This window comes from Agrobacterium sp. NPDC090273 (assembly GCF_044772305.1).
Lineage (GTDB): Bacteria > Pseudomonadota > Alphaproteobacteria > Rhizobiales > Rhizobiaceae > Agrobacterium.
In genome coordinates this window covers 1-24975 of sequence record NZ_JBIVYN010000011.1, presented here as the reverse complement: position 1 = coordinate 24975, position 24975 = coordinate 1, and the positions used below count along the sequence as shown (strand labels likewise).

The 24975-nt window shown below is 56.1% G+C and carries 19 protein-coding genes; 11 read left to right on the top strand and 8 right to left on the bottom strand.

What is annotated here, in order from left to right:
• Positions 1-6 precede the first annotated feature (6 nt).
• Positions 7-579, bottom strand: a complete 573-nt coding sequence (locus ACIQT8_RS22860; RefSeq protein WP_400970174.1) for a sigma-70 family RNA polymerase sigma factor — start codon at positions 577-579, stop codon at positions 7-9.
• Positions 579-785: a NepR family anti-sigma factor gene (locus ACIQT8_RS22855; protein WP_138793663.1), complete on the bottom strand. Its 207-nt coding sequence runs from the start codon at positions 783-785 to the stop codon at positions 579-581. Before ACIQT8_RS22855 ends, ACIQT8_RS22860 begins: the two co-directional genes overlap by 1 nt.
• A 136-nt stretch (positions 786-921) precedes the next feature.
• Here ACIQT8_RS22855 and ACIQT8_RS22850 point away from each other — a divergent pair, with 136 nt between their 5' ends.
• Both ACIQT8_RS22850 and ACIQT8_RS22845 read left to right on the top strand, forming a co-directional pair.
• A complete protein-coding gene (locus tag ACIQT8_RS22850; protein ID WP_138793664.1) occupies positions 922-1716 on the top strand; it encodes a response regulator in 795 nt (264 codons plus the stop codon).
• Positions 1717-1814: 98 nt separating this feature from the next.
• Positions 1815-2798: a sensor histidine kinase gene (locus ACIQT8_RS22845; RefSeq protein WP_400970171.1), complete on the top strand. Its 984-nt coding sequence runs from the start codon at positions 1815-1817 to the stop codon at positions 2796-2798.
• A gap of 202 nt (positions 2799-3000) precedes the next feature.
• Here ACIQT8_RS22845 and ACIQT8_RS22840 read toward each other — a convergent pair whose 3' ends face one another.
• Positions 3001-4722, bottom strand: coding sequence for a sensor histidine kinase (locus ACIQT8_RS22840; RefSeq protein ID WP_400970168.1), 1722 nt, complete (start codon positions 4720-4722; stop codon positions 3001-3003).
• A gap of 235 nt (positions 4723-4957) precedes the next feature.
• Between ACIQT8_RS22840 and ACIQT8_RS22835 the strand changes: the two genes are divergently transcribed.
• A complete protein-coding gene (locus tag ACIQT8_RS22835; RefSeq protein WP_138793667.1) occupies positions 4958-5533 on the top strand; it encodes a PRC-barrel domain-containing protein in 576 nt (191 codons plus the stop codon).
• Positions 5534-5621: 88 nt separating this feature from the next.
• Here ACIQT8_RS22835 and galE read toward each other — a convergent pair whose 3' ends face one another.
• From galE to ACIQT8_RS22820, 3 genes are all read right to left on the bottom strand, one after another.
• Complete coding sequence (galE, locus tag ACIQT8_RS22830; protein ID WP_400970165.1) at positions 5622-6605, bottom strand: UDP-glucose 4-epimerase GalE; 984 nt, start codon at positions 6603-6605, stop codon at positions 5622-5624.
• Positions 6606-6779: 174 nt separating this feature from the next.
• The gene (locus tag ACIQT8_RS22825) at positions 6780-7217 is read right to left on the bottom strand and encodes a hypothetical protein (RefSeq protein WP_138793669.1); all 438 of its coding nucleotides are present in this window, start codon (positions 7215-7217) and stop codon (positions 6780-6782) included.
• 9 nt (positions 7218-7226) lie between these two features.
• The gene (locus tag ACIQT8_RS22820) at positions 7227-7568 is read right to left on the bottom strand and encodes a YqjD family protein (protein ID WP_138793670.1); all 342 of its coding nucleotides are present in this window, start codon (positions 7566-7568) and stop codon (positions 7227-7229) included.
• Between the two features lie 363 nt (positions 7569-7931).
• Here ACIQT8_RS22820 and nspC point away from each other — a divergent pair, with 363 nt between their 5' ends.
• The gene (gene nspC, locus ACIQT8_RS22815) at positions 7932-9029 is read left to right on the top strand and encodes a carboxynorspermidine decarboxylase (RefSeq protein WP_138793671.1); all 1098 of its coding nucleotides are present in this window, start codon (positions 7932-7934) and stop codon (positions 9027-9029) included.
• A gap of 84 nt (positions 9030-9113) precedes the next feature.
• Positions 9114-10352, top strand: coding sequence for a saccharopine dehydrogenase family protein (locus ACIQT8_RS22810; protein ID WP_138793672.1), 1239 nt, complete (start codon positions 9114-9116; stop codon positions 10350-10352).
• An 83-nt stretch (positions 10353-10435) separates the two neighbouring features.
• Here ACIQT8_RS22810 and ACIQT8_RS22805 read toward each other — a convergent pair whose 3' ends face one another.
• A complete protein-coding gene (locus ACIQT8_RS22805; protein ID WP_138793673.1) occupies positions 10436-12289 on the bottom strand; it encodes a DEAD/DEAH box helicase in 1854 nt (617 codons plus the stop codon).
• 378 nt (positions 12290-12667) lie between these two features.
• Here ACIQT8_RS22805 and ACIQT8_RS22800 point away from each other — a divergent pair, with 378 nt between their 5' ends.
• From ACIQT8_RS22800 to clpB, 6 genes are all read left to right on the top strand, one after another.
• Complete coding sequence (locus ACIQT8_RS22800; RefSeq protein WP_138793674.1) at positions 12668-13945, top strand: aspartate kinase; 1278 nt, start codon at positions 12668-12670, stop codon at positions 13943-13945.
• A gap of 172 nt (positions 13946-14117) precedes the next feature.
• Positions 14118-16385: a phosphoenolpyruvate--protein phosphotransferase gene (gene ptsP, locus ACIQT8_RS22795; protein WP_138793675.1), complete on the top strand. Its 2268-nt coding sequence runs from the start codon at positions 14118-14120 to the stop codon at positions 16383-16385.
• Positions 16386-16414: 29 nt separating this feature from the next.
• Positions 16415-17494, top strand: a complete 1080-nt coding sequence (gene prfA, locus ACIQT8_RS22790) for a peptide chain release factor 1 (protein ID WP_138793676.1) — start codon at positions 16415-16417, stop codon at positions 17492-17494.
• Positions 17491-18360: a peptide chain release factor N(5)-glutamine methyltransferase gene (gene prmC, locus ACIQT8_RS22785; protein ID WP_400970157.1), complete on the top strand. Its 870-nt coding sequence runs from the start codon at positions 17491-17493 to the stop codon at positions 18358-18360. Before prfA ends, prmC begins: the two co-directional genes overlap by 4 nt.
• A gap of 396 nt (positions 18361-18756) precedes the next feature.
• On the top strand, positions 18757-19560 hold the full coding sequence (locus tag ACIQT8_RS22780; RefSeq protein ID WP_400970154.1) for a DUF4167 domain-containing protein: 804 nt from the start codon (positions 18757-18759) through the stop codon (positions 19558-19560).
• A 364-nt stretch (positions 19561-19924) separates the two neighbouring features.
• Positions 19925-22549, top strand: a complete 2625-nt coding sequence (gene clpB / locus ACIQT8_RS22775; protein WP_138793679.1) for an ATP-dependent chaperone ClpB — start codon at positions 19925-19927, stop codon at positions 22547-22549.
• A gap of 64 nt (positions 22550-22613) precedes the next feature.
• Here clpB and ACIQT8_RS22770 read toward each other — a convergent pair whose 3' ends face one another.
• Positions 22614-24560, bottom strand: a complete 1947-nt coding sequence (locus tag ACIQT8_RS22770; RefSeq protein WP_400970150.1) for a M23 family metallopeptidase — start codon at positions 24558-24560, stop codon at positions 22614-22616.
• Positions 24561-24975 lie beyond the last annotated feature (415 nt).

The window sequence follows — 24975 nt, the reverse complement described above, 5'->3', positions numbered from 1 at the left end:
ATCTCGTCAGCGGATGCTTGATGATGCCGTTCCCGTTGCCGCTGTCGTCTGCGCGTCCGGGCCGAATTCGTTTTCGTTTTCGATACCCAGAAGCTCCTGCAAGCGAATGCGCGCCCGGCTGACACGGCTCTTGATGGTGCCTACAGGGCATCCGCAAATCTCTGCGGCTTCCTCATAGGCAAAACCTGAGGCCCCGATCAGGAGGATTGCTTCGCGCTGGTCATCCGGCAGTTTCGCAAGCGCTGACCGGAAATCCTGAAGGTCGACAGAGCCGTGCTGTTCAGGCGGGACTGACAAGCGCGCCGTGTAGGCGCCGTCTGTATCCTGCACTTCACGGCCGGACTTGCGGATCTGGCTGTAAAATTCGTTGCGCAGGATCGTGACGAGCCAGGCACGCATGTTGGTACCGGGCTGATAGCTATCCTGCTTCGCCCAGGCCTTCATGATGGTGTCCTGAACGAGATCGTCTGCGCGATCGCGGGACCTGATGAGTGAGATAGCGAAAGCACGCAGATTTGGCAGCGCTGCCAGCATTTCCCGTTTGAAATTGTATTCAGTCTGTTCGGGCTCTTTCGCCATCATCCCTCCGAAACCCCGTTCTTTGCCTTGTTTTCGGCTTCATCGAGTTTTTCGAGAAGATCGAGGAATTTATCGGGAATGCCTTCATCCTGAACGGCATCGTAAAGTTCACGCAGCTTGCGTGAGATCACAGCCCGCCCGGAGTGCGGAACCTGTGGTGCGGCGGGATTGTCCCGCGAATCTTGGTCCGATTGAAAAATGCTCATAACGTCCGGTATTCCTTTTGTGTCGCGGCTTTAAATGCACCGCGCAAAAAATAGTTCCCGCCGTTGGAACTATTTTTACGATGCATGCGTTCGTACTTCGGTTTGCTGTGCAGACCGCATGAAAGGGGAGTTTTCCATGTCAGTTTCTACACGCATCGCACCGCACCTGCCTTATCTTCGCAGGTTCGCTCGTGCCGTTTGCGGTTCACAATCTACGGGCGACGCTTATGTCGCTGCTACGCTGGAAGCGTTGATCGCCGATATCGAGATCTTTCCAAAGACAAGCAGTGACCGTGTTTCGCTTTATCAATTGTTTGTATCGATTTTTAGTTCCGTTACGATCAACATAAAGACGGACGAAAATCTCTCCGGATGGGAAAAACGCGCTTCGGCTAATCTGTCTGCCGTGCCCGCCGTTCCTCGTCAGGCATTCCTTTTGACCACGGTCGAAGAGTTCTCGCCGTCAGAAGCCGCCGAGGTTCTGAACGTGTCGGAAGAAGAGGTCAGCGAGCTGATTGACGAGGCTGCCTCAGAAATCGCCCGTCAGGTGGCGACCGATATCATGATCATCGAAGATGAGCCGTTGATCGCGATGGATATCGAGCAGATGGTCACCGATCTCGGGCACCGGGTGACTGGCATCGCCCGGACGCACACGGAAGCGTTGGAGCTGTTCCACAAGACGCAGCCGAAGATGATCCTTGCCGATATCCAGCTTGCCGACGGTAGTTCTGGTCTGGACGCCATGAAGGACATCCTTCAGATGACCTCCATGCCGGTGATCTTCATTACGGCGTTTCCTGAACGGCTTCTCACGGGTGAGCGTCCGGAGCCGACCTTCCTTGTTACCAAGCCTTTCAACCCGGATATGGTAAAGGCGCTGATCAGCCAGGCCCTGTTCTTTAATGAAAGCTCTCGCGTCGCGGCATAAAAACGTTGACCTGCGTATCAATTCCGGAACCACCTCCGTGGCCGGGCGTTGGCAGGTACGTTTTATGTTTGACTGCAGCTTTCTTCTAGGAGACGAATTTGCATCGGCTGGCATGGCACAATGCGGACAGGGATGAGGGAGAACTCCATGACTCTCTCGTTCTTGCATTGCTCGATTCCGGTGAGACAGTCATGCTTCAGGATAGCAACAGGGACTATATCTTTGTTGCCAACTTGCCTGACGTATGGCGCTTGCCCGCCAATTCCCCGCCAACGGATGAAAGTCTGTTTGGCAGCGACCTTTCGGAGCGGCTTGCCGACCTCAAGAAGGATATGGTGGCTGCTGGAAGTCGCGGGATGCTGGAAGTGAACGCGGGTGCAAACCGGGTGTTTCAATTCCAGGTCTATTCCACGGTCAACCAGTCGAACCAGGCTGTGCTGAAGACCACGATCCGGGAAGTGACGCTGGAGCGGCGGCGTGAGCAACTGCTCAGGTCGCTGCTACGCGAGGTCAGCCATCGTTCCAAGAACCTGCTTGCAATCATTCAGAGCCTTGCGGCGCAGACGGCACGTTTCAGTCTCACTAAGGATGATTTCCTCCGTAAATTCAGGGGGCGTTTGCATGCGCTTGCCCAAAGCCAGGATCTGATTACGGACTCGGATTGGCGTGGAGCTCGTATCTTCGAGCTTCTTCGCCAGCAATTCGATCTCTATGTGCCGGAGTACCCGAACCTCATCCGCATGGAGGGAGAAGACCTCCTTCTCAATCCAAATGGTGCCCTCTATATCGGACTGGCCTTTCACGAACTGGTCGTCAACACGGTCAGTCACAGTGGAAATCTCGCCTATCACCTGCCCATCTCGTTACAGTGTCGGCGGGAAGGGGAGTTCTATATCGTCGAGTGGACTGAACCCGTCATGGCCTCCAAGGAGCCAGTCGAAGCACGTCGAAGCAATTTCGGCAGTGTTGTGCTGGAAAAGGTGGTTCCGGCGGCTCTATCTGGGACGGCAGAGTATCAGCTTTCGCCAGAACGCGTGTTCTACAAGCTCAGGTTCCCGGCCTCAGATACAACCGAACCATAAGGCCGTTGACGTCGATGATCGACTTTTCAGGGATCTAAAATGAAAGCAGCACGGCTCTTGCCAGAGCCGTGCCACTTTAACTGCAGGTCTTCAGGGGCGAAACCTGCGTATATCAGCCAAGCTTTCAGGCGGGGACGGGGAATGGCTTGGCTGCATGGATAACGGCCTCGCCAGATTTTGGTTCCCATCCTTTTTGATTTTTTTATTGCGTCCCGAATTGCTCTGACTGTTTCGGCACGAAATAACGCATCGGCGCTTCCAGCGTCCAGACGAAACCCGTCGTGAGATAGTCGGTGACCACCTGCCCGCCAAACGCGCCCTCCGCGTGTCGTTTGATAACGGTGGTTCCGAAACCCTTGCGGGTGGGCTGCGACGCTGGTGGTCCGCCCGATTCGGTCCATTGCACCAGCACCATGTCCTGCCCGTCTTTTTCAAACGTCTTCCAGTGCAAGGTGATCTTACCTTGTGACGTGGAGAGTGCGCCGTATTTGATCGAGTTCGTGGTCAGTTCATGCAAGACAAGGCCGAAGTTCTGTGCAGCTTCCGGCGAAAGCATAAAGTCGGTGCCATCAAGGATGACGCGCCCTGAGACGCTGCCGAAAACGTCCAGATGGGTTTCGATCAATTTGTGGATCGGCAGCCCTTGCCATTGCACTTCCGCCAGGGCCCTGATCGACATACCGAGACCGCGCAAGCGGTGATCCACCTCTTTCTGGAATTCGGGTATGCTGGTGTTCTCCCGCCCCAATTGCCGCATCATCGCCTGCACCAGCGTCAGGATATTCTTGGACCGGTGCACGAGTTCATGAAGCAGAAGCTGCAACTGGTCCTCTGCCTGACTGCGGTCGAATGAGGCATTTGAGAGTGCGACGGCAACCTGATTTGCTTCCTTGATACGCGTGTCGATAGGGGCGACAATTTCTCCCTCGCCGATCCGTTCAGCCATGCGCGTTAGGTCGCGGATGGATGTACGCAATTGTCGTCCGACGAGAGAAGCGCCGCCAATCGCGATCAACACCAGCAGAAGACTGCCGATCATCATCTGACGCCATGTGTCGATCAGTGCGGCCTGACCTGCCGCCATAGGCCCCCACATCACGGCCTTCCATTGCCAGCCCGGTAACTGGGCATAGGCGTAGAGATTCCCCTTGTCGTCAAAAAAGTTTCCACTGAATGCCGTCATTTCGGAGACGACGTCAGGCGCCGCAAAAGGCGTGCCGGACTGCATATCCTGACTGCTGGACACCACAACGCGGTTCGCGCCGTCGATGATGGCGATCGCCCAGTTCTGTGGCAGGTTTTCAGTTGAAATCAGCCTGCCAAGATCACTCGCGTTCTGCGTCAGGATCAGCGCGTCTCCCGCTGAAGAGAGCTTCTGATCCAGTGGCAAGGTGACGTTGAACACCCATTCTTTGCTCGTCTGTCCGAAAAACAGGTTCGAGACAGAGATGCGCCGGGACTCGAGTGCACTGGAAAGATCGGCGCCTTGAGCAACTTTTGCCAGGGGTTGACCGTAGGGAACGCGGGTATTGAGCCGCTGTTGGCCATCCTTTGTCGCCAGAATGGCGTAAAGACCCTCTCGGCTCATACTTTCGCCTATACGCGTCTGAAACGCGGAGAGATTGCCGCTTTCCAGTTCGGGAAATTGCGATAGCAGGTTCAGCGAGGTGGTTATTTCCTGAAGCCTGCGGTCTATGTTGCGGCTGATGAATCTGACGTCTTCCACGGTTTCGCGGCGCAGATCGTCGCGTTTCTCGTTTTCGAGCCGCAACATCAGATATCCGACAAAGAGGATAAGCGGTAGCGTGATCACCGTCGCCATCACCACCAGATAGGTGCCGATAGAGGCTGTCGGGAAGAAATGAGCACCACGTCGGCGGATGCTGCTGATCAGGTCTTTTAGTCTCGTGCCGGGTCCAGGCATGTCAAAAACTCCGGCGGGCATCTCATTGTTACAAAGCGATAATACCGCTCCAAGCCCCTTTAGCAACTCCTGATTTGCATAGTTTCAGGCTCAGCCGTGGCGGGTTCAATTCAGCTTTCGGCTGAAAAATTCGGAACCATTTCAATCGCCAGCCCGTTTGCAAATCATGACCGGCCCGATGAACAAACGGCATAAACGCCGATGGCCGGATAGGAAAAATCGAAAGGAGGACAACATGACCAAGAAACTTCTCACGATCACCGCAGCGGCCCTGATGGGTGCAACCGCATTTGCACCGCTTGCTATGGCGCAGACCGCACAACCGGCTCCGGCTGCACCGAGCACAGAGGCACCTGCGGCTCCATCCGCGACGCCGATGGCTCCGACAGCGCCATCTGCTGATACCAGTGCAGCCGCTTCGACCACCGGTGGCTCTTATTTGACAGAGCAGGCTGAAAATCAGATCAGCGCAAACGACTACATCGGTAAGGCCGTCTACACTGCCGCTGATGAAAGCATTGGTAATGTGACAAATATTGTCATGGAAGAAAACGGTGGGCTTGTCGCGGCCGTGGTTGGTGTCGGTGGCTTCCTTGGTATCGGCGCAAAGGACGTCGCCGTTCCGATGGACAAGATCACGATGACGCGGAATGCCGAAAACGGCACGATCCGTCTGACGACAACAGAAACCGCAGAAACGTTGAAAGCGGCGCCGGAATTCAAGACGCTGGAACAGAAGGCTTCCGAGCAGAACGCGGCAGCCCCGGCGCCAGCGCCTGACAACACGACGACCTCTGCTACAAAGCCATAACCCCTAGGGGAGCAGGAGCGGGGTGACGATGGTCACCCCGGAGGACACCGGTCTGAGGAGGCCGGTGTCTTCGTATGTATGGAGTTTTTCAGATCGGGGCGTTACGCGAAGAGTGCCATGCCCAGGCGGACTTGATTATATCCGTCAACGTGTAGCGCGGCTCCCATCCCAGGACTTCCTTCGCTTTGTCGTTGTTCGCCACGAGCGTTGTCGAATCGCCATCGCGACGCTCGGCATATTCGACGGGGAAGGGACGCCCCGACACTTCAGAGATTGTCGCCAGTAGTTCCTTCACTGTCGTTCCCGTGCCGGTGCCGAGATTGAGCTCGACTGTTTCGCCGCCATCCAGCAGATAGTCGACGGCCCGCACATGAGCATCCGCGAGATCGAGGATATGTATATAGTCCCGAACGCAGGTGCCGTCGCGTGTATCGTAGTCGGTGCCGAACACCTTGAACCCCTGACGCCGTCCGAGTGCGGCCTCGATTGCCAGCGGAATGGCGTGGGTTTCCGGCGTGTGCCATTCGCCGATGCGCCCTTCAAAATCCGCACCTGCGGCATTGAAGTAGCGCAGCATCACCGATCGCAGCCCTTTATAGGTGCTGTAATCCTTCAGGGCCTGCTCGACGACCCATTTGGTGCGGCCATAGGGATTGATGGGTGCCTGGCGGTGGGTCTCGTCGATCGGAACCTGCTCCGGGAGACCGTAGGTTGCGCAGGTGGAGGAGAAAACAAAAGCTTCCACGCCAGCATCGATGGCGGCGGACAGAAGGTTGAGCGAGCCGATGACGTTGTTGTCATAAAAGGCGACAGGCTGCTTAACCGATTCACCGACTTCGATCAGCGCTGCGAAATGCAGAACGGCGACCGGTTGGTGTTTAACAAAAACTTCATTTAGGCGTGCTCGATCGCGGATATCTCCCTGTTCAAGCGGTCCCCAGCGGACAAACTCTTCATGGCCGTTGGTGAGGTTGTCGAAAACGATTGGTTCATAACCGCGTTCCGACAAAAGCAGGCATGTGTGAGAGCCGATATAACCTGCACCGCCGACGACAAGAACTTTCTTCTTCATCAATGACCTTTCAGAAAAACAGACGCGCCAACACTCTTATTTACTTTGTCCAAATAAGGGCGGTCCGGCGCAAGGCGCCAGCCACCAAAACTATCCGTTGCGCGTAACACAAAAAAAACTGCGCATCCATTAGCGGGAATGCGCAGTCATTTTTTGTCGGAACTGTCAGTTTGCTTATTTGGTTTTTTTGGTGTTGGCCCTGGTTGCCAGGAAGCCCGCCGCCATAGCAACCGCGAGTGTCGCGTATGGCCTTGCCTGGATGGCAAGTGTCAACAGTGACTGCACTGCGAGCGGTGCTGCCGCGACTGTGGCGGTCAATGGCGGCGCAACAGGTCTTGCCACGGGATATGCTCTGGGCCGCTTAACAATCGCCAACGCGACCAGCATGATCACGCCCAACAAGAAGGCAGTTCCAGCAACGACGAGTGAGGCTGGGCCGGCGCCAAGATAATGTGAAAGATAGATCGAACCCGCAACCACCCCGGCAACAAGGGCGATCAGGAAGAATATTCCCGTCAATATCCAGAGAATTATGGTGGCGCGAAGCCGTCGCGTCACCATGCGGCCTTCACGTTGACTATCGCCCATATAGGCCAGCAATGCTTCAAGCATGGCGAAGCCTTATCGACGTGTCAGCAAAGCAAGGACAAAGCCAGCCGCAACGGCAAGGCCGAGCGATTGAAGTGGGTTTTTCTGAACCTGGTCGGTCAGGCTGTCATTCAGCGACGAAATCTCGTTGCGAACATTGTCGGCCATCTCGCCAGAGGCCGTAAGCGCATCGTCCGCCACACGGGCCGCTTGCGCTTTCAATTCATGCGAGGCGCCAACGCCAAGCGCTTTCACGCTCTTGGCAAGATTGGCAAGGTCCTCGCGAAGCTGCGCAAGCTGTGCTGCCACATCGGCGGCGTCGCCATTTTCGAGGGATTGCTGGATCTTGTCGTTTACGTCGCGTGCGCTTGCCATGGGAAGGCTCCTTATGGTGTGAGGTTGCGTGTCGGGAACGGTGGGAGGTGGGAAATCATAAGACGCCCGGTGCTGGGCATTCGTCAATGACGGAGGCAGTCTGCAAAACGGTTGTCATGTTTCCTCAGGTAAAATCTCTTCGACCGAGCCCGCGTTCAGGTTGAGCATTACTCTAACCGTTGATCGACTGAACGCGCGGTTGTGTCGTTTGTTCCATGCCGTCGCGTGGTTTCTTGAAGGATCTGTCGCAAGACTCGGTTTTTCGAGGATTTAAGGGCCGGACATTTGTTTTCCTGTAACAAGCATCATATAAGGCCCATCAATCGAAACGTGCCTTGACACCAATCAATCTGTGATACCGAGATGCTCCAGACGCCTTATTACCTGATCGACAAGACAAAACTCCTCCACAACATGGAGAAGATTGCCTATGTGCGGGAGAAATCCGGCGCCAAGGCGCTTCTGGCGTTGAAATGCTTCGCCACATGGTCCGTGTTCGACTTCATGTCGCAATATATGGACGGCACCACGTCGTCTTCACTTTACGAAGTTCGTCTGGGCAAGGAAAAGTTCGCGGGAGAGACCCACGCATATTCCGTTGCCTATGCCGATTACGAAATCGATGAAGTCATTGCCAACGCCGACAAGATCATCTTCAATTCGATTGGTCAGCTTGAGCGTTTCGCCGACAAGGCGTCTGGTATTACCCGTGGTCTGCGGCTCAATCCGCAGGTCAGTTCGTCGAGCTTCGACCTTGCCGATCCGGCTCGTCCATTCAGCCGTCTCGGTGAATGGGACGTTGCCAAGGTCGAAAAGGTCATGGACCGCATCTCCGGTTTCATGATCCACAACAATTGCGAAAACAGCGACTTTTCGTTGTTCGATCGCATGTTGGCGCAGATCGAGGAGAGGTTCGGTTCGCTTCTGTCGCGTGCGGAATGGGTCAGCCTGGGCGGCGGCATTCATTTCACTGGCGAGAACTATCCGCTCGACCAGTTCTGTGATCGCCTCAAAGCCTTCTCCGAAAAATATGGCGTTCAGGTCTATCTGGAGCCGGGCGAAGCATCGATCACCAAAAGCACGACGCTCGAGGTTACCGTTCTCGATACACTGTTCAACGGCAAGAACCTTGCCATTGTCGACAGCTCTATCGAAGCGCACATGCTCGATCTCCTGATCTATCGCGAAAGCGCCAAGGTCTCGCCGAACAATGGCAGCCATCCCTATATGGTGTGTGGCAAGTCCTGCCTCGCAGGTGACATTTTTGGCGAGTTTAAATTCGACAAGGCACTGGCGGTTGGCGACCGGATTTCGTTCCAGGACGCTGCCGGTTACACGATGGTCAAAAAGAACTGGTTCAACGGCGTCAAGATGCCGGCAATCGCCATCAAGGAACTGGACGGCACCGTACGCGCCGTTCGTGAATTCGACTTTGCCGATTACGAGCAAAGTCTGTCGTAACAACAGCCTCTCTGAAAGAGGTTCTTGTAAAACCCAAATCCAACCAAGCTCATCCCTGCGGGGATAAAGGGGGCATCACCTGAAATGAAGAAGAACGTTCTCATCATCGGCGCCGGTGGCGTAGCACAGGTCGTGGCGCATAAGTGCGCCCAGAACAGCGATGTATTGGGAGACATTCATATTGCGTCACGCACACTTGAAAAGTGCCGCAAGATTGTCGAGTCCGTACGCGAAAAGAAGAGCCTCAAGACTGATGTAAAACTTGAGGCTCATGCGCTTGACGCGATGGATATCGAGGCGACGAAAGCCTTGATAAAGAAAACCGGCGTTCAGATCGTCATCAATGTCGGTTCAGCTTTCGTCAACATGTCCGTTCTTCGTGCCTGCATGGATACGGGTGTTGCTTACATGGATACCGCTATCCACGAAGATCCGACCAAGATCTGCGAAACGCCGCCATGGTACGGTAACTACGAATGGAAGCGCGCAGCGGAATGCAAGGAAAAGGGCATCACCGCGATCCTCGGCGTTGGTTTCGACCCGGGTGTTGTCAACGCTTACGCCCGTCTTGCCAAGGATGAGTACTTCGACAAGGTCACGTCTGTTGATATCGTTGATATCAATGCCGGCAGCCATGGCCGCTGGTTCTCGACCAACTTCGACCCGGAAATCAACTTCCGTGAATTCACCGGCGTCGTCTATTCCTGGCAGAATGGCCAGTGGCAGACGAACCAGATGTTCGAAGTCGGTCAGGAATTCGATTTGCCGGTCGTTGGCAAACAAAAGGCCTACATGACTGGTCACGATGAGGTGCATTCGCTGTCCAGGAACATGGACGGCGCAGACGTTCGCTTCTGGATGGGCTTTGGAGATCACTACATCAACGTCTTCACCGTTTTGAAGAACCTCGGTCTGTTGTCCGAAAAGCCGGTCAAGACAGCGGAAGGTCTGGAAGTCGTGCCGCTCAAGGTGGTCAAGGCTGTCCTGCCCGACCCGTCCTCGCTGGCGCCGGACTACGTCGGCAAGACCTGCATCGGCGATATCGTCAAGGGTATCAAGGATGGCAAGGAGCGCGAAGTCTTCATCTATAACGTAGCGGACCACAAGGAAGCCTACGAGGAAGTCGGTTCTCAGGGCATCTCCTATACGGCCGGTGTTCCACCGGTTGCTGCTGCCATGCTTATTGCCACCGGCGAGTGGGATGTGAAGCAGATGGCAAACGTTGAAGAGCTGCCACCCCAGCCATTCCTCAACATCCTGAACAAGATCGGCTTGCCGAACCGCATCAAGGACGAAAACGGCGACCGCGCCCTGACGTTCTGATGGTTGCATTTTTATGATTGGCGGTCTTCCTCAGGATCGCCGATCGGCAAACAAAAAGCCCCGCGAAAGCGGGGCTTTTTTTATCAGCTTTTCTTGTGCTTTGGTGGGCGCTTTTCGAAAGGCTTGTCTTTCTTGCCCTCAAATTTCGGCTTGTCGCCGAAAGGCTTTTTCTTCTTCCAGGGCTTGTCGTCGCCTTTGCGATCGTCGCCCGAGGACTCATTCTTTTTGAAGTCGGGTCTTTCGAATTTGCGCTGCGCCTTGGCTGGGCGCGTGTCTTCACGATGTCCACCGGTCATTTCCGGTTTGCCTTCCAGCGCCTTCAGACGAATGCCCTTTTCGAGCGTCATGTCCTTGCCGATGGCGGAGGTAAACCGGTCCACGGCGTCGGCTGCCAGTTCCACATAGGTTTCTGACTGCTGCATGCGGATCGCGCCGATGTCCTGACGGGTGATCTTGCCGAAGCGGCAGAGCATGGGGATCAGCCAACGCGGCTCTGCGCTTTGCTTGCGACCGACAGAGAGCGAGAACCAGGCGCTGTCCGAGAAATCGGAACGCTCACGACGCGGCGCGTTGTTTTCGACGTGCTCAAAGCTGTCTCGGCGCGGTTTGCGGCTGTTGTCCAGCGACACTTCCGTGATGTCTTCCGGTGCTGAGCGTCCGGCGTGGTAGAGGCGCACGAAGGCAGCAGCGACCTTTTCAGCACCATGCTGCTCAAGAAGCCGGTTGACGAAATCGCGTTCATCGTCGGCCACAGCCTCGTTGAGCGAGGGATCTGCCAGAAGACGCGTGCCGTCACGTTCGATGATCTCTTCAACGGATGGCGGGCGAACCCAGGTTGGGCTTACCTTCGCGCCTTCCAGCAGGCGTTCCGCCTTGCGGCGCTGGCTGACGGGCACGATGATCGCGCTGACGCCCTTCTGGCCGGCGCGTCCCGTGCGGCCTGAACGGTGCAGCAGCGTTTCGGAATTGGTTGGCAGATCGGCATGGATCACGAGTTCCAGGCCAGGAAGGTCGATGCCGCGGGCTGCAACGTCCGTTGCCACGCAGACGCGAGCGCGGCCGTCACGCATGGCTTGCAGCGCGTGGGTACGCTCGTTCTGGCTGAGCTCACCCGAAAGTGCCACGACAGAGAAGCCGCGATTGTTAAGCCGTGCCGTCAGGTGGTTCACGTTGGCGCGCGTGGAACAGAACACGATGGTGTTGCGTGCTTCGTAAAACCGCAGCGCATTGATGATGGCATTCTCGCGGTCGGCGGGCGTCACCAGCAGGGCGCGATACTCGATGTCGTTATGCTGCTTCTGCTCAGAGGCAGTGGCGATGCGTACCGCATTCTTCTGGTAGCTTTCGGCAAGCTTGGCGATGCTGCGCGAAACGGTTGCCGAGAACATCAACGTGCGGCGGTCCGCCGGCGATTCTTCCAGGATGAACTCCAGATCCTCACGGAAACCGAGGTCCAGCATCTCGTCTGCTTCATCGAGTACGACGGCGCGGATAGACGACAAGTCAAGCGCACCGCGCTTGATATGGTCGCAAAGACGTCCAGGAGTTCCGACGATGATGTGCGCACCGCGTTCCAGCGCCCGACGCTCCGAGCGAATGTCCATGCCGCCAACGCAGGAAGCGATGGAAACACCGGTGAATTCGTAAAGCCATTCCAGCTCGCGCTTCACCTGCATGGCAAGTTCGCGTGTCGGGGCGATAGCGATGCCGAGCGGCGCGCCTGCCGAACCGAAACGGCCGTTCTGCTGGAGCAGCGTCGGCGCAATGGCAATGCCGAAAGCAACTGTCTTGCCAGAGCCCGTCTGGGCGGAAACCAGCGCGTCCTGTCCGTCCAGCTCAGGCGCAAGCATCGCCTTCTGTACCGGCGTCAAATCTTTATAACCGCGTTTTTCCAACGCCTGTGCAATCGCCGGGGCGATACCCTGGGTGTCTGTCATCTACCGTCTTTCGGATATAATACTGCCTGCACCCGCTCGAAACCCATAGGTCATAAAGCAGCCGATACCGGCCATTTCGGCCACGTGGCCGGTTTGATTGCCGCGCTCATACTGCGAATGGGCGCATTTGTACAGTGCAGTGCGGTACGCTCTTTCAGTCTGGTTCGTGACTGAAGGCCATATTTGCATTCTACGACGCTGCCGTCGCGCCGGAAAAGGCGTACCGCATGGTTCATAAACGGCATTGCGTGCCCCCCTCCTTTTCGGTAAGAGACCCGCAACTTGAGGCTCTTTGTCAGAAAGAACCGATTGGGTTTGTTCTTGTCCGCCCGCCCGACAAAAGGGCCGGCGGGAAAACGGGATGGTACTGGTCAAGCTATGGCTCGCATTGTCATGAAATTCGGCGGCACGTCCGTCGCGAACCTTGAACGCATTCACAATGTCGCGCGGCATGTGAAACGCGAAGTGGATGCTGGCCATGAAGTGGCCGTTGTCGTTTCCGCCATGTCCGGCAAAACGAACGAGCTGGTGGACTGGGTGCAGAATACACCCAAGGTTGCTGGTGCCAGCGCGGCGTCTTTTTATGACGCGCGCGAATATGATGCCATCGTGGCGTCCGGCGAACAGGTGACGTCCGGCCTTCTGGCAGTTGCGTTGCAGTCGCTTGGCATCAACGCCCGTTCCTGGCAGGGCTGGCAGATCCCGATCCGCACGGACAATGCCCATGGCGCTGCCCGCATTCTCGAAATTGACGGAACCGATATCGTTCGCCGCATGGGTGAGGGTCAGGTTGCTGTCGTTGCCGGTTTTCAGGGGCTTGGCCCGGACAACCGGATCGCAACGCTCGGTCGTGGCGGTTCGGATACGTCGGCCGTTGCCATCGCTGCCGCTGTTAAGGCTGATCGCTGCGATATCTATACGGATGTGGATGGTGTCTACACCACAGATCCCCGCATCGTGCCGAAGGCGCGTCGCCTGAAGAAAGTTGCCTTCGAAGAAATGCTCGAAATGGCATCTCTCGGTGCGAAGGTTCTTCAGGTGCGTTCGGTCGAGCTTGCGATGGTACACAAGGTTCGTACCTTTGTGCGCTCCAGTTTCGAGGATCCCGATGCACCGGGCATGGGCGACCTCATCAACCCGCCCGGTACTTTGATTTGTGACGAGGATGAAATCGTGGAACAGGAAGTCGTAACCGGCATTGCCTATGCCAAGGATGAAGCACAGATTTCGCTGCGCCGCGTGGCAGACCGCCCGGGTGTTTCCGCCGCGATTTTCGGACCGCTTGCCGAGGCGCACATCAACGTCGACATGATCGTTCAGAACATTTCTGAAGATGGTTCGCGCACTGACATGACCTTTACGGTCCCGTCGGGCGACGTTGCCAAGGCGCTCAAGGTTCTTGAAGACAACAAGACCACCATCGGTTTTGATGTTGCCCAGAACGAGACTGGACTTGCGAAGGTCTCCGTTATCGGTATCGGCATGCGTAGCCACGCTGGTGTTGCAGCAAGCGCCTTCAAGGCACTTGCCGAGAAGAACATCAACATCAAGGCTATCACCACCTCCGAAATCAAGATTTCGATTTTGATCGATGGTGCCTATGCCGAACTGGCGGTTCGCACTTTGCATTCTGCCTACGGTCTCGATAAGAACTGATATAAGACGTCGGTACCCGATGCTCCGTTTTTCGGAGCCGCGTTCTTCCGATGTGGCGTATCATGAAAACGCGTCCCTTGCGGGGCGCGCTTCTCGCGCTATAAATTTTAAAAAGACGTTTCGATTCCCGGATGTGTGAAAGCCGGTTCGAAACAGTCGGGGAGCAAACGCGATGAGAGACCTGTCCGCAGGTCCACGTGTCCTGCTCAAGCGGCTGCGCGAAATGATGGCGGAGCACCTTGAGCCGCAGGAGCGTCTGGACCAGATCGTCCGTCAGATTGCCAGCAATATGGTGGCGGAGGTTTGCTCGGTCTACGTGCTTCGCTCCGATGGCGTTCTCGAACTTTACGCCACCGAGGGATTGAACAAGGATGCCGTCCATCTCGCCCAGCTCAAAATGGGGCAGGGTCTTGTTGGCACTATCGCAGCTTCAGCCCAACCCCTTAATCTTTCCGATGCCCAGGCACACCCAGCCTTCCGCTATCTGCCTGAAACCGGAGAGGAAATTTATCATTCCTTCCTCGGCGTGCCGATTTTGCGATCCGGTCGCACTCTTGGCGTTCTTGTGGTCCAGAACAAGGCCAGCCGAACGTACCGGGAGGATGAAGTTGAAGCGCTTGAGACAACCGCGATGCTTATTGCGGAAATAGTGGCGAGCGGTGAATTGAAGAAGATCACCCGCCCCGGCGTGGAGCTGGATTTGACGCGTGCCGTCTCCATCGATGGCGATGCTTATGGCGAAGGCATCGGTCTTGGTCATGTTGTTCTGCATGACCCAAGAATCGTCGTTACCAATCTCCTCAATGAAGATGCTGATACTGAGATTCGCCGCCTGGCCGATGCTATTGGTTCGTTGCGGATCTCGATTGACGACATGTTGCAGCGGCGTGATGTGCCCACAGAGGGCGAACATCGCGAAGTTCTCGAAACCTATCGCATGTTTGCCCATGACCAGGGCTGGGTACGGCGCATGGAAGAGGCGATCCGCAACGGCCTGACGGCGGAAGCTGCGGTCGAGAAGGTTCAGAGTGACACCAAGGCGCGCATGATGCGCCTGACAGATCCCTATCTTCGCGAACGCATGCACGATTTCGATGACCTCGCCAATCGCCTGCTTCGCCAGTTGATTGGCTATGGTGGTCGCAGTTCAGAACAGGACTTTCCGCTGGATGCCATCGTTCTGGCGCGTGCAATGGGGGCTGCCGAACTGCTCGACTATCCGCGCGAGAAATTGCGCGGCCTCGTGCTCGAAGACGGTGCTGTGACCAGCCACGTCGTTATCGTCGCCCGAGCCATGGGTATTCCTATTATTGGTCAGGCCGCAGGCGTCGTGGCGCTTGCTGAAAATAATGACCCGATCATTATTGATGGTGAGGACGGTCAGGTGCATCTGCGCCCGATGGCGGATCTGCAGCGCGCCTATGAAGAAAAGGTCCGTTTGCGTGCCCGCCGGCAGGAGCAATTCCGCGCGCTTCGCAATGTTGAACCTGTCACAAAGGACGGCCAGAAGGTCAATCTCAAGATGAATGCCGGTCTTTTGGTGGACCTGCCGCAGCTTGAGGAATCCGGTGCGGACGGGATAGGTCTGTTCCGAACAGAACTGCAGTTCATGATTGCGTCGAACATGCCGAAGGGGGAAGAGCAGGAAGCCTTCTACCGTTCCGTGTTGCGTCAGGCCAAGGGCAGGCCGGTCACCTTCCGCACGCTGGATATCGGCGGCGACAAGGTGGTCTCATACATGCGCGGCCAGGAAGAGGAAAATCCGGCGCTCGGTTGGCGGGCGATCCGCCTCTCACTGGATCGGCCAGGGCTGATGCGCACGCAGATGCGCGCACTTTTGCGTGCTGCGGCGGGTGCCGAGCTGCGCATGATGTTGCCGATGGTGACAGAGGTTTCTGAAATTCGCGCGGCGCGTGATCTCTTCCAGAAAGAGGTCCAGCACCTGTCGAAGTTTAGCCATGCTCTCCCCAAGAAGCTGCAGTTCGGCGCCATGCTCGAAGTGCCGTCACTGATGTGGCAGCTCGATGAACTGATGCAGGAAGTGGATTTCGTCTCCGTCGGCTCGAACGATCTGTTCCAGTTCTCGATGGCGGTGGACCGCGGCAATGCCCGGGTGTCCGACAGGTTCGACATTCTCGGCAAGCCGTTCCTGCGCATTCTGCGGGATATCGTCAGGGCAGGAGAGCGCCACAACACGTCGGTGACGTTGTGTGGCGAAATGGCAGGAAAACCGCTGTCGGCAATGGCTTTGATCGGCCTTGGTTTCCGTTCGGTATCCATGTCGCCAACCGCAATCGGTCCTGTGAAGGCCATGCTGCTGGGTCTCGACGCGGGGCATCTCGCCGAGGAGATGAATGCGGCTCTGGACGATCACAAGTCGCTGGAAGGCATGCGTGATGTGCTGCTGCGTTTTGCAGCGACCCATTCCATCCCTATTTGATAAAGATACAAACCATATCGGAGTGACTGGTGGCGAAGCTTCCCGTCGAAAAAATGCGCGAATTGGAAAGGCGTTTCGATGAAATCGAAGCGCGTATGTCGGCTGGCCCGGCGGCAGATGTTTATGTGAAGCTGGCGTCGGAATATTCCGAGCTTCAGCCCGTTGTCAAAAAGATCCGCGACTACGAAAAAGCGGTTGCGGAAGCAGCCGATCTTGAAGCTTTGCTTGCCGACAAGACGACTGACCGTGAAATGCGCGATCTCGCCGAAATGGAGCTTCCGGACGTTGAAGCCCGGATCGAAGAAATCGAGAAAGAAATGCAGATTCTGCTGCTCCCCAAGGATGCAGCGGATGAAAAAAGCGCGATTCTCGAAATCCGCGCTGGAACGGGTGGTTCAGAGGCTGCTCTCTTCGCCGGTGACCTGTTTCGCATGTATGAGCGCTTTGCCGCATCGAAGGGTTGGAAGGTTGAAGTGCTTTCCGCCAGTGAGGGTGAAGCTGGCGGTTACAAGGAAATCATTGCGACCATCAGTGGGCGCGGCGTGTTTTCCAAGCTGAAGTTCGAATCTGGCGTACACCGTGTTCAGCGCGTGCCTGAAACCGAAGCAAGCGGGCGTATTCACACGTCTGCGGCAACTGTTGCGGTTCTGCCTGAGGCTGAAGATATCGACATCGAAATTCGCCCAGAAGATATTCGCATCGACACCATGCGAGCGTCAGGTGCGGGCGGTCAGCACGTCAATACGACTGACTCCGCAGTTCGCATTACCCATATTCCAACCGGACTTATCGTAACCAGTTCGGAAAAGTCCCAACACCAGAACCGTGCCAAGGCGATGCAGGTATTGCGTTCGCGACTTTACGACATAGAGCGTCAAAAAGCCGACAGCGAGCGTTCTGCCGATCGTAAAAGCCAAGTTGGTTCCGGAGATCGATCGGAACGCATCCGCACTTACAATTTCCCTCAAGGTCGCGTTACGGATCACCGCATCAATCTCACACTCTATAAGCTTGATCGAATGATAGAGGGAGAAATTGACGAGGTGGTTGACGCCTTGATTGCTGACTATCAGGCCGGCCAGCTTGCTCAGCTTGGCGAGCAGCAGTGAGCGGCGTTTCCGCTTGCACGGTTGAAAACGCAGTCGCCGCGGCAAAGCGGCGGCTCGAAGATGCGGGTGTCAACGATGCACTGCTCGATGCACGCATGCTGATCGGCGAAGCGATCGGATTTTCTTTGACCGATTTCGTTCTGAAGGCAGGACGTCTGGTCGGTGCGGATGAGGCCGAGCGGATTGCAGCAATGATCGAGCGCCGTGCATCAGGTGAGCCTGTGCATCGTATTCTTGGTCATCGCGAGTTTTACGGACTTGATTTTCTGCTTTCCAGAGAAACTTTGGAGCCAAGGCCCGACACGGAAATTCTCGTCGATACGCTCCTTGAGCATTTGCGGCGCATGACGTCTCGAAAAGGCAATACCCGTCTCATCGATCTTGGAACGGGCACAGGCGCAATTTGCCTTACGCTTTTGAAGGAATGTCCCGCAGCCAGCGGCATTGGCAGTGATATATCCGCTGATGCTCTCGCTACGGCCAGCAAAAATGCGGTGCGGCTTGGTGTTGCTGATCGTTTTGAAGCGGTAAGAAGCGACTGGTTTGAAAATATTTCTGGTGGCTTCGACATAATTGTGTCGAATCCACCCTATATACGTAGTGATGTCGTCACAAAGCTTGACCGGGAGGTTCGTTATCACGATCCCTTGGCGGCGCTTGACGGAGGTCAGGACGGCCTTGCACCGTATCGCCTTATTGCTGCCGACGCAGGTCGTTTTCTTGTGGAAAACGGTGTTGTCGGTGTAGAGATCGGGTTCGATCAAAGGCTTGATGTTTCCGCTATATTCACATCGCACGGCTTCACTCTTCTCGAGGCCGTCAAGGATTATGGCGGTAACGACAGAGTTTTGACCTTCCGGAGATAGTCAATCGCGATATGTCTGCGGATTTTTTGCAAGGATATTTTGCAGAGCAAAAGAAAAGACTTGGATTTCCGCATGAAGCGGGCTAGTTTGCGGCCACATGCCGGGTGGCTGAGGACGAACAAAGATTCGTCAGGGTATTGGTCAGTCCCGAAGCGGGTTCTTCTAAGAGCCCTGAAAGGCTGGGCGTTTCCGGCATGTGAATCAGTAAACTTTGTTCGCAGGCGGCTCGGTGCAGCATTTGCGCGGCCGGGCGTCATACGCGAGGTTTTCGACCGGAGCTATGTCCGGCAAGGCGCGTGATGGAGCAATTTCAAGAAAAGTGCGCAAGCATTTGGTGTTTGGAATTGCATGAAAACAACCAGATTGTCAGCAAAACAGAATTCAGGTGAGCAATTGATGAGGCCAGGACAGCAAAACAAGCGCGGCCGGGGGCGTGGAAATAACAACAACAATAATAACAATGGTGGCGGTAACAACAACTTCAACCGCAAAGGCGGTAACCCGCTCACCAGGACTTATGACAGTTCCGGCCCTGATGTTAAAATCCGTGGTACCGCCCAGCACATAGCGGAAAAATATGCGGCTCTTGCACGCGACGCACAGAGTTCCGGTGATCGCGTTATCGCTGAAAACTATTTGCAGCACGCTGAGCACTATAACCGCATCATTGCCGCCGCACAGGCGCAGATGCAGGAACGCTTCCAGCGCGATGACCGAGCCGACTACAACCCTGCCGATACGGACGACGAGGATGTGAACGATGGCGACGACGTCGTTGTAATCGTGCCTCCACAGCAATCCGAGCAGCCCGAACGCGCTCAGCGCCAAGAGCAGCCGGAGCGCCAGGAGCGGACCGAACGCAACGAGCAGCGCCCGAACCGTCGCGAACGGCCAGATCGCCGCGAGCGTCAGGAACGTCAGGTGGTTTCCGCAGAGGCAGCGGCGCCTGTTTATGACGCCAGCTCCGCACCGCAGCCGGTCATTGAGGGTACGCCTCTTGAGGTTGCCGTCGAGGAAGAGCAGCAGCAGGCTGAAGCAACTGCAGCTCCGGCTGCAGAGCGCGCGACGAAGAGCCGTCGTTCGGCTGCTCCACGCCAGCGTCGTCCGCGTCGTGCGGCTGCAGATGAAAATGCTGAAGGAGCAGAAGCGCCGGCTGGCGAAGAAGCTGCTCCGGCAACGTTGGAAAGCGCTGCGGAGTAAGCACGTCTTCGAAAGATCGATACGATCGAAAAACTCCGGCTTGCCGGAGTTTTTTGTTTTTGTGGCTTGGATGGATGATCCATATCGGCCCATTCTTTGGGGGCGGGCTTTACCGACGGTTTTGGGTCTTCCGAAAAATTCCGCAGCGCATGTTTTATCCCCTTTAAACCAGAGAAATTGCCTCCCATATCTCTCTCGAAAGAACCGGCGTCTCATGATTGTTGCGCTTGGTTCGCAGACGAGGCGAGGGTGCGAAATCACATGAAACGCATCGCTCGTAGCGGGGCTTGCCTTGAAGGGAGCCTCAACCCAAGCACACGGAACTGTGCCGAATGCGGGCAGGCCGGTATATGGAGGTTACAGTATGAATATTGAGAAGTATTCCGAACGTGTTCGTGGTTTCCTGCAATCTGCGCAGACATTTGCGCTTGCCGAAAACCATCAGCAATTTTCCGCTGAGCACGTCTTGAAAGTTCTGCTTGATGACGAGCAGGGAATGGCGGCCTCGTTGATCGAGCGGACTGGCGGCAGTGCCAAGGAAGCACGTCTTGCCAACGACGCTGCACTTGCGAAATTGCCGAAAGTCTCCGGCGGCAACGGTGGTCTCTCGTTGACTGCGCCGCTTGCAAAGGTTTTCTCTACCGCCGAAGACCTGGCGAAGAAAGCCAATGACAGCTTTGTTACCGTCGAGCGCCTGTTGCAGGCTCTCGCGATTGAAAGTTCCGCATCGACCTCTGCCTCTTTGAAAAAGGCAGGTGTTACCGCGCAGGCTCTCAACCAGGTGATCAATGAAATCCGCAAGGGACGGACGGCCGACAGCGCCAATGCCGAACAGGGCTTTGACGCATTGAAGAAGTTCGCCCGCGACCTCACGGAAGAAGCACGCGAAGGCAAGCTTGACCCGGTGATCGGTCGCGACGATGAAATTCGCCGCACCATTCAGGTCCTGTCGCGCCGCACAAAGAACAATCCCGTGCTGATTGGTGAACCCGGCGTCGGTAAAACGGCGATTGCGGAAGGTCTCGCGTTGCGTATCGTCAACGGCGACGTACCGGAAAGCCTGAAGGACAAGAAGTTGATGGCGCTTGACATGGGCGCATTGATTGCTGGTGCGAAGTATCGCGGTGAGTTCGAGGAGCGTCTGAAAGCTGTCCTGAACGAGGTTCAGGCGGAAAATGGTGGAATCATCCTCTTTATCGACGAGATGCACACGCTTGTCGGCGCCGGCAAGGCAGATGGTGCAATGGATGCGTCCAACCTTCTGAAACCTGCTCTCGCACGCGGCGAGTTGCATTGCGTCGGCGCGACTACGCTTGATGAGTATCGCAAGCATGTTGAGAAAGATCCGGCTCTTGCCCGTCGTTTCCAGCCGGTCATGGTTGATGAGCCGACGGTTGAGGACACGATTTCGATCTTGCGCGGCCTGAAGGAAAAATACGAGCAGCATCACAAGGTCCGCATCTCGGATTCGGCTCTTGTCGCCGCAGCTACGCTTTCGAACCGCTACATCACCGATCGTTTCCTTCCGGACAAGGCTATCGACCTTATGGACGAGGCTGCATCGCGTCTGCGTATGCAGGTGGATTCGAAGCCAGAAGAACTCGATGAGCTTGATCGCCGCATTATCCAGCTGAAGATCGAGCGCGAGGCGCTGAAGCAGGAGACTGACCAATCGTCTGCGGATCGTCTGAGAAAGCTCGAGGATGAACTCGCCGACACGGAAGAAAAAGCCGACGCCTTGACTGCCCGTTGGCAGGCCGAAAAACAGAAGCTCGGTCACGCGGCTGATCTGAAGAAGCGCCTGGAAGAAGCCCGTAACGACTTGGCGATCGCTCAGCGCAATGGCCAGTTCCAGCGCGCTGGCGAGTTGACATACGGCATCATTCCGGGTCTCGAAAAGGAACTGTCGGCTGCGGAAACCCGTGACGCCAGCGGTGCTGGTTCGATGGTGCAGGAAGTGGTGACGGCTGATAATATCGCCCACGTCGTTTCTCGCTGGACCGGCATTCCGGTCGACAAGATGCTGGAAGGTCAGCGTGAAAAGCTTCTTCGCATGGAAGATGAACTCGCACAGTCGGTCGTCGGGCAGGGGGAGGCCGTTCAGGCCGTTTCCAAGGCCGTTCGTCGTTCGCGTGCCGGTCTCCAGGACCCCAATCGTCCGATCGGCTCCTTCATCTTCCTTGGTCCAACCGGTGTGGGTAAGACCGAGCTGACGAAGGCTCTGGCTCGCTTCCTGTTTGACGACGAAACCGCGATGGTTCGCCTGGATATGTCGGAATATATGGAGAAGCACTCCGTTGCACGGCTGATCGGCGCACCTCCAGGCTATGTCGGTTACGAGGAAGGCGGAGCGCTGACGGAAGCCATTCGTCGCAGACCCTATCAGGTCGTTCTGTTTGACGAGATCGAAAAAGCGCATCCGGACGTTTTCAACGTTCTGTTGCAGGTACTGGACGATGGCCGTCTAACCGATGGTCAGGGACGTACTGTCGATTTCAAGAACACCATCATCATCATGACCTCGAACCTTGGTTCTGAGTTCATGACGCAGATGGGCGACAATGACGATGTGGACTCCGTCCGTGAGTTGGTAATGGAACGCGTTCGGTCGCATTTCCGGCCTGAGTTCCTGAACCGCATCGACGATATCATCCTCTTCCATCGCCTGCGGCGTGATGAAATGGGTGCCATCGTGGATATCCAACTCAAGCGTCTTCTGTCGCTGCTTGGCGAGCGCAAGATCGACCTGCAACTGGACGAGGATGCCCGCAATTGGCTTGCCAACAAGGGTTATGACCCAGCTTATGGCGCACGTCCGCTGAAGCGGGTGATCCAGAAGGCTGTCCAGGACAGGCTTGCCGAGATGATCCTCGGTGGAGAAATTCCTGACGGTTCTCGCGTCAAGGTTACGTCCGGCACGGATCGCCTGCTCTTCAAGGTCAAACCGTTGAAGGACCAGGTTGAAGCCGATACCGCTGACGCGGCATAAAACGAAAAGGGCTCCGGAGACGGAGCCCTTTCTCATTCAGGATGTCGTCCGACTGAGTAAGCCGTTAGCGGCTAGCCACCTGATTGGGTTTGTCCTCGATGTTGAGAAGATTGTCGATCCGCTTTCTCTCATCGGAGAACCTAGCAAGTGCGTCGCCCGAGAGCGACTTGCCGCCGGGGAGGCGAACCTTCATCGCATCGACCTTGGTGCCGTTGACGATAAGCTCATAGTGCAGGTGCGCGCCGGTCGAAAGGCCGGTGGAGCCAACATAGCCGATCACCTGCCCCTGCCTGACTTTCGCGCCTTCGGTCACCCCGCGAGCGATCGCGCTTTGATGATTGTAGGAGGACACGTAACCATTGGCATGACGCAAAAGGGTCTGGTTTCCATAACCGGAAGCCCAGCCGGCTTTTTCCACCACCCCGTTGCCGGTTGCGATGATCGGTGTGCCGCGCGGTGCAGCCCAATCCGTGCCGGTATGCATACGGCTGAACTTCAGAACGGGGTGACGGCGCATGCCGAAACCGGAGGTCATGCGGCCATTCGGAACCGGGTTACGCAACAGAAACTGTCGGATGCTCTTCCCGTTTTCATCGAAGTAGTCGACGCTGTTGTCGTCAGGGTTCTGAAAACGATAAAAACGTGTCTCGTTATCACCGAACTTGGCATTCACATAAAGAAGCTCGGATTTGTCGGTTGCTTTGCCATCCGTGTCTTCAACGGAGAAAAAGGCTTCCAGCGTATCTGTCGGCTTGAGCTGCGCCTGGAAATCGACGCTGCTGGCAAGAAGCTTGACGAGCTGCGAGACCATGCTCTGGTTCATGCCATAGGCAAGCGCGGCCCGATATACGCCATCATAAACGCTCGGCAGATCGCGCCCGGCAGCCGGGGCGGGGGTACTATCGAAAGCCGTCGCAACGGCAGAAAGTTTCGGGGGTTCGCTTGCCTTGATGAAGCGCTTCTTGTCGTCGACAGCCATGGTGACCATGTGTCGGCCTTTTCGATAAAGGCTGACACGGACGATATCGCTCTTTTCATCCTCTTGCAGCACGCCCACACGCAGCACATCACCGCTCTCAACGTTCTGCGACCGGATCTCGGGTGAAAGCAGACCGGCGATTTCGGAGGCCTGCGCTTTCGAATAACCGGCCCCGAACAGAGCATCCTGGATGGACTCGGCCTGGCGCGCGGGAATGACGTCGTCGGCATATTCCTTGACTGGCGCGGAGGGCGATTGTGGTGTCGACACCGACATGTTCTGCTCTACGACGCGTGCCGCAAGTCCAGCCGTAATGTCGACATCACCTTCGTCATCGTCGAAACGACGCGGGTCGATATAATAGAGAGCCGCAAGCTGCTCGTTTCCGTCCGTCAGGATCGAACCATTCGAACGGACCGCTTCTTCAACCTCGTCAAAACTCAATGACCCTGCAAAAGCATATTTGGAATGCTGCGTCGGGAAGGCGACCGTCTTAAGGCTGACTTCGGATTCCACTTCGGAACCGTAGATCGTGCCCGTACGGCTGGCAGGCGGAATGGCTGCGCCATTGTCATCATTGCTTGCGAAGATATTGAGCGGGTCAAAAGCCGGATAGTCGTCCTGTTTCGCATAATTCGACGCGAGCGGGATTTTGACATGCGAGAAGGGTACCTTGCGGACCACTTCCTTGTCACCGTCATGAATGACGGTCGAGACTTCCATGATGGAGCGATCCGAGGGACGCGCGGCAATATTGGGTGCGAGAAGGCGAACGCCACGGCGGGCGGCTTCTGTCGCATTGTTGCCCATGTCGGCGCGCGCAAAGGCTTCGGCGGGAATGGCAAGCTGCTGACGGCCATCAAGTGCGGCAAACAGCGCGACACCCATCAATATGGATGAGGTAATACCTGTCAGGAACGTGCCGGAAAGCCAGCGCATGGAAATTTCGCGACGGTCAGGCGCACGTCGACCCTCCGCCAAAATCGGCGGTTCTGTGCCAAGCGAGCGGATCACATTGCGATCCGCCATCATGCCTGCTGCTTCCCGTCAGTCATGCGTTCTCCAGAAACTTCAGCGAAGGTGTGCAACTTTCGACGCCATGAGTCAAATCCGCGGCGCCTGTGCTCGCGCCTATATATGTACGGATGGGCTGCGGTTAATTGTTCGTTGACGAAGCAATTAGTGAGGACTCGGGCCAAAACAAGGCGCAAAACGGTCTCTCCTATTAAGGACCCGATCCAGCTGTGCAAAAACTGCCGCCTTTAATAAGTGTTCCGACGGTGAAAACCCCGAAAATTCAAAATTATCACGCTTAAACAATAGCTTGTTTGATTTTTTGTATTTTTGAAAATTGGTATGTTGACTTGTTTGATGGGGTGGGTTTATAAGTCCGCTCACTGAACGAGGGCGGCGGCGCTGCTGGCGACGAACTGCTTCGTTCTAGAGA

What these genes read in the sequence shown, in the direction of transcription:
- ACIQT8_RS22780 (WP_400970154.1), top strand. Translation starts at nt 18,757, where the DNA reads ATGAGGCCAGGACAGCAAAACAAGCGCGGCCGGGGGCGTGGAAATAAC.
- ACIQT8_RS22860 (WP_400970174.1), bottom strand. Translation starts at nt 579, where the DNA reads ATGGCGAAAGAGCCCGAACAGACTGAATACAATTTCAAACGGGAAATG.
- ACIQT8_RS22820 (WP_138793670.1), bottom strand. Translation starts at nt 7,568, where the DNA reads ATGGCAAGCGCACGCGACGTAAACGACAAGATCCAGCAATCCCTCGAA.
- ACIQT8_RS22800 (WP_138793674.1), top strand. Translation starts at nt 12,668, where the DNA reads ATGGCTCGCATTGTCATGAAATTCGGCGGCACGTCCGTCGCGAACCTT.
- nspC (WP_138793671.1), top strand. Translation starts at nt 7,932, where the DNA reads ATGCTCCAGACGCCTTATTACCTGATCGACAAGACAAAACTCCTCCAC.
- ACIQT8_RS22805 (WP_138793673.1), bottom strand. Translation starts at nt 12,289, where the DNA reads ATGACAGACACCCAGGGTATCGCCCCGGCGATTGCACAGGCGTTGGAA.
- clpB (WP_138793679.1), top strand. Translation starts at nt 19,925, where the DNA reads ATGAATATTGAGAAGTATTCCGAACGTGTTCGTGGTTTCCTGCAATCT.
- ACIQT8_RS22825 (WP_138793669.1), bottom strand. Translation starts at nt 7,217, where the DNA reads ATGCTTGAAGCATTGCTGGCCTATATGGGCGATAGTCAACGTGAAGGC.
- ACIQT8_RS22850 (WP_138793664.1), top strand. Translation starts at nt 922, where the DNA reads ATGTCAGTTTCTACACGCATCGCACCGCACCTGCCTTATCTTCGCAGG.
- ptsP (WP_138793675.1), top strand. Translation starts at nt 14,118, where the DNA reads ATGAGAGACCTGTCCGCAGGTCCACGTGTCCTGCTCAAGCGGCTGCGC.
- ACIQT8_RS22810 (WP_138793672.1), top strand. Translation starts at nt 9,114, where the DNA reads ATGAAGAAGAACGTTCTCATCATCGGCGCCGGTGGCGTAGCACAGGTC.
- ACIQT8_RS22855 (WP_138793663.1), bottom strand. Translation starts at nt 785, where the DNA reads ATGAGCATTTTTCAATCGGACCAAGATTCGCGGGACAATCCCGCCGCA.
- ACIQT8_RS22770 (WP_400970150.1), bottom strand. Translation starts at nt 24,560, where the DNA reads ATGATGGCGGATCGCAATGTGATCCGCTCGCTTGGCACAGAACCGCCG.
- galE (WP_400970165.1), bottom strand. Translation starts at nt 6,605, where the DNA reads ATGAAGAAGAAAGTTCTTGTCGTCGGCGGTGCAGGTTATATCGGCTCT.
- ACIQT8_RS22835 (WP_138793667.1), top strand. Translation starts at nt 4,958, where the DNA reads ATGACCAAGAAACTTCTCACGATCACCGCAGCGGCCCTGATGGGTGCA.
- ACIQT8_RS22840 (WP_400970168.1), bottom strand. Translation starts at nt 4,722, where the DNA reads ATGCCTGGACCCGGCACGAGACTAAAAGACCTGATCAGCAGCATCCGC.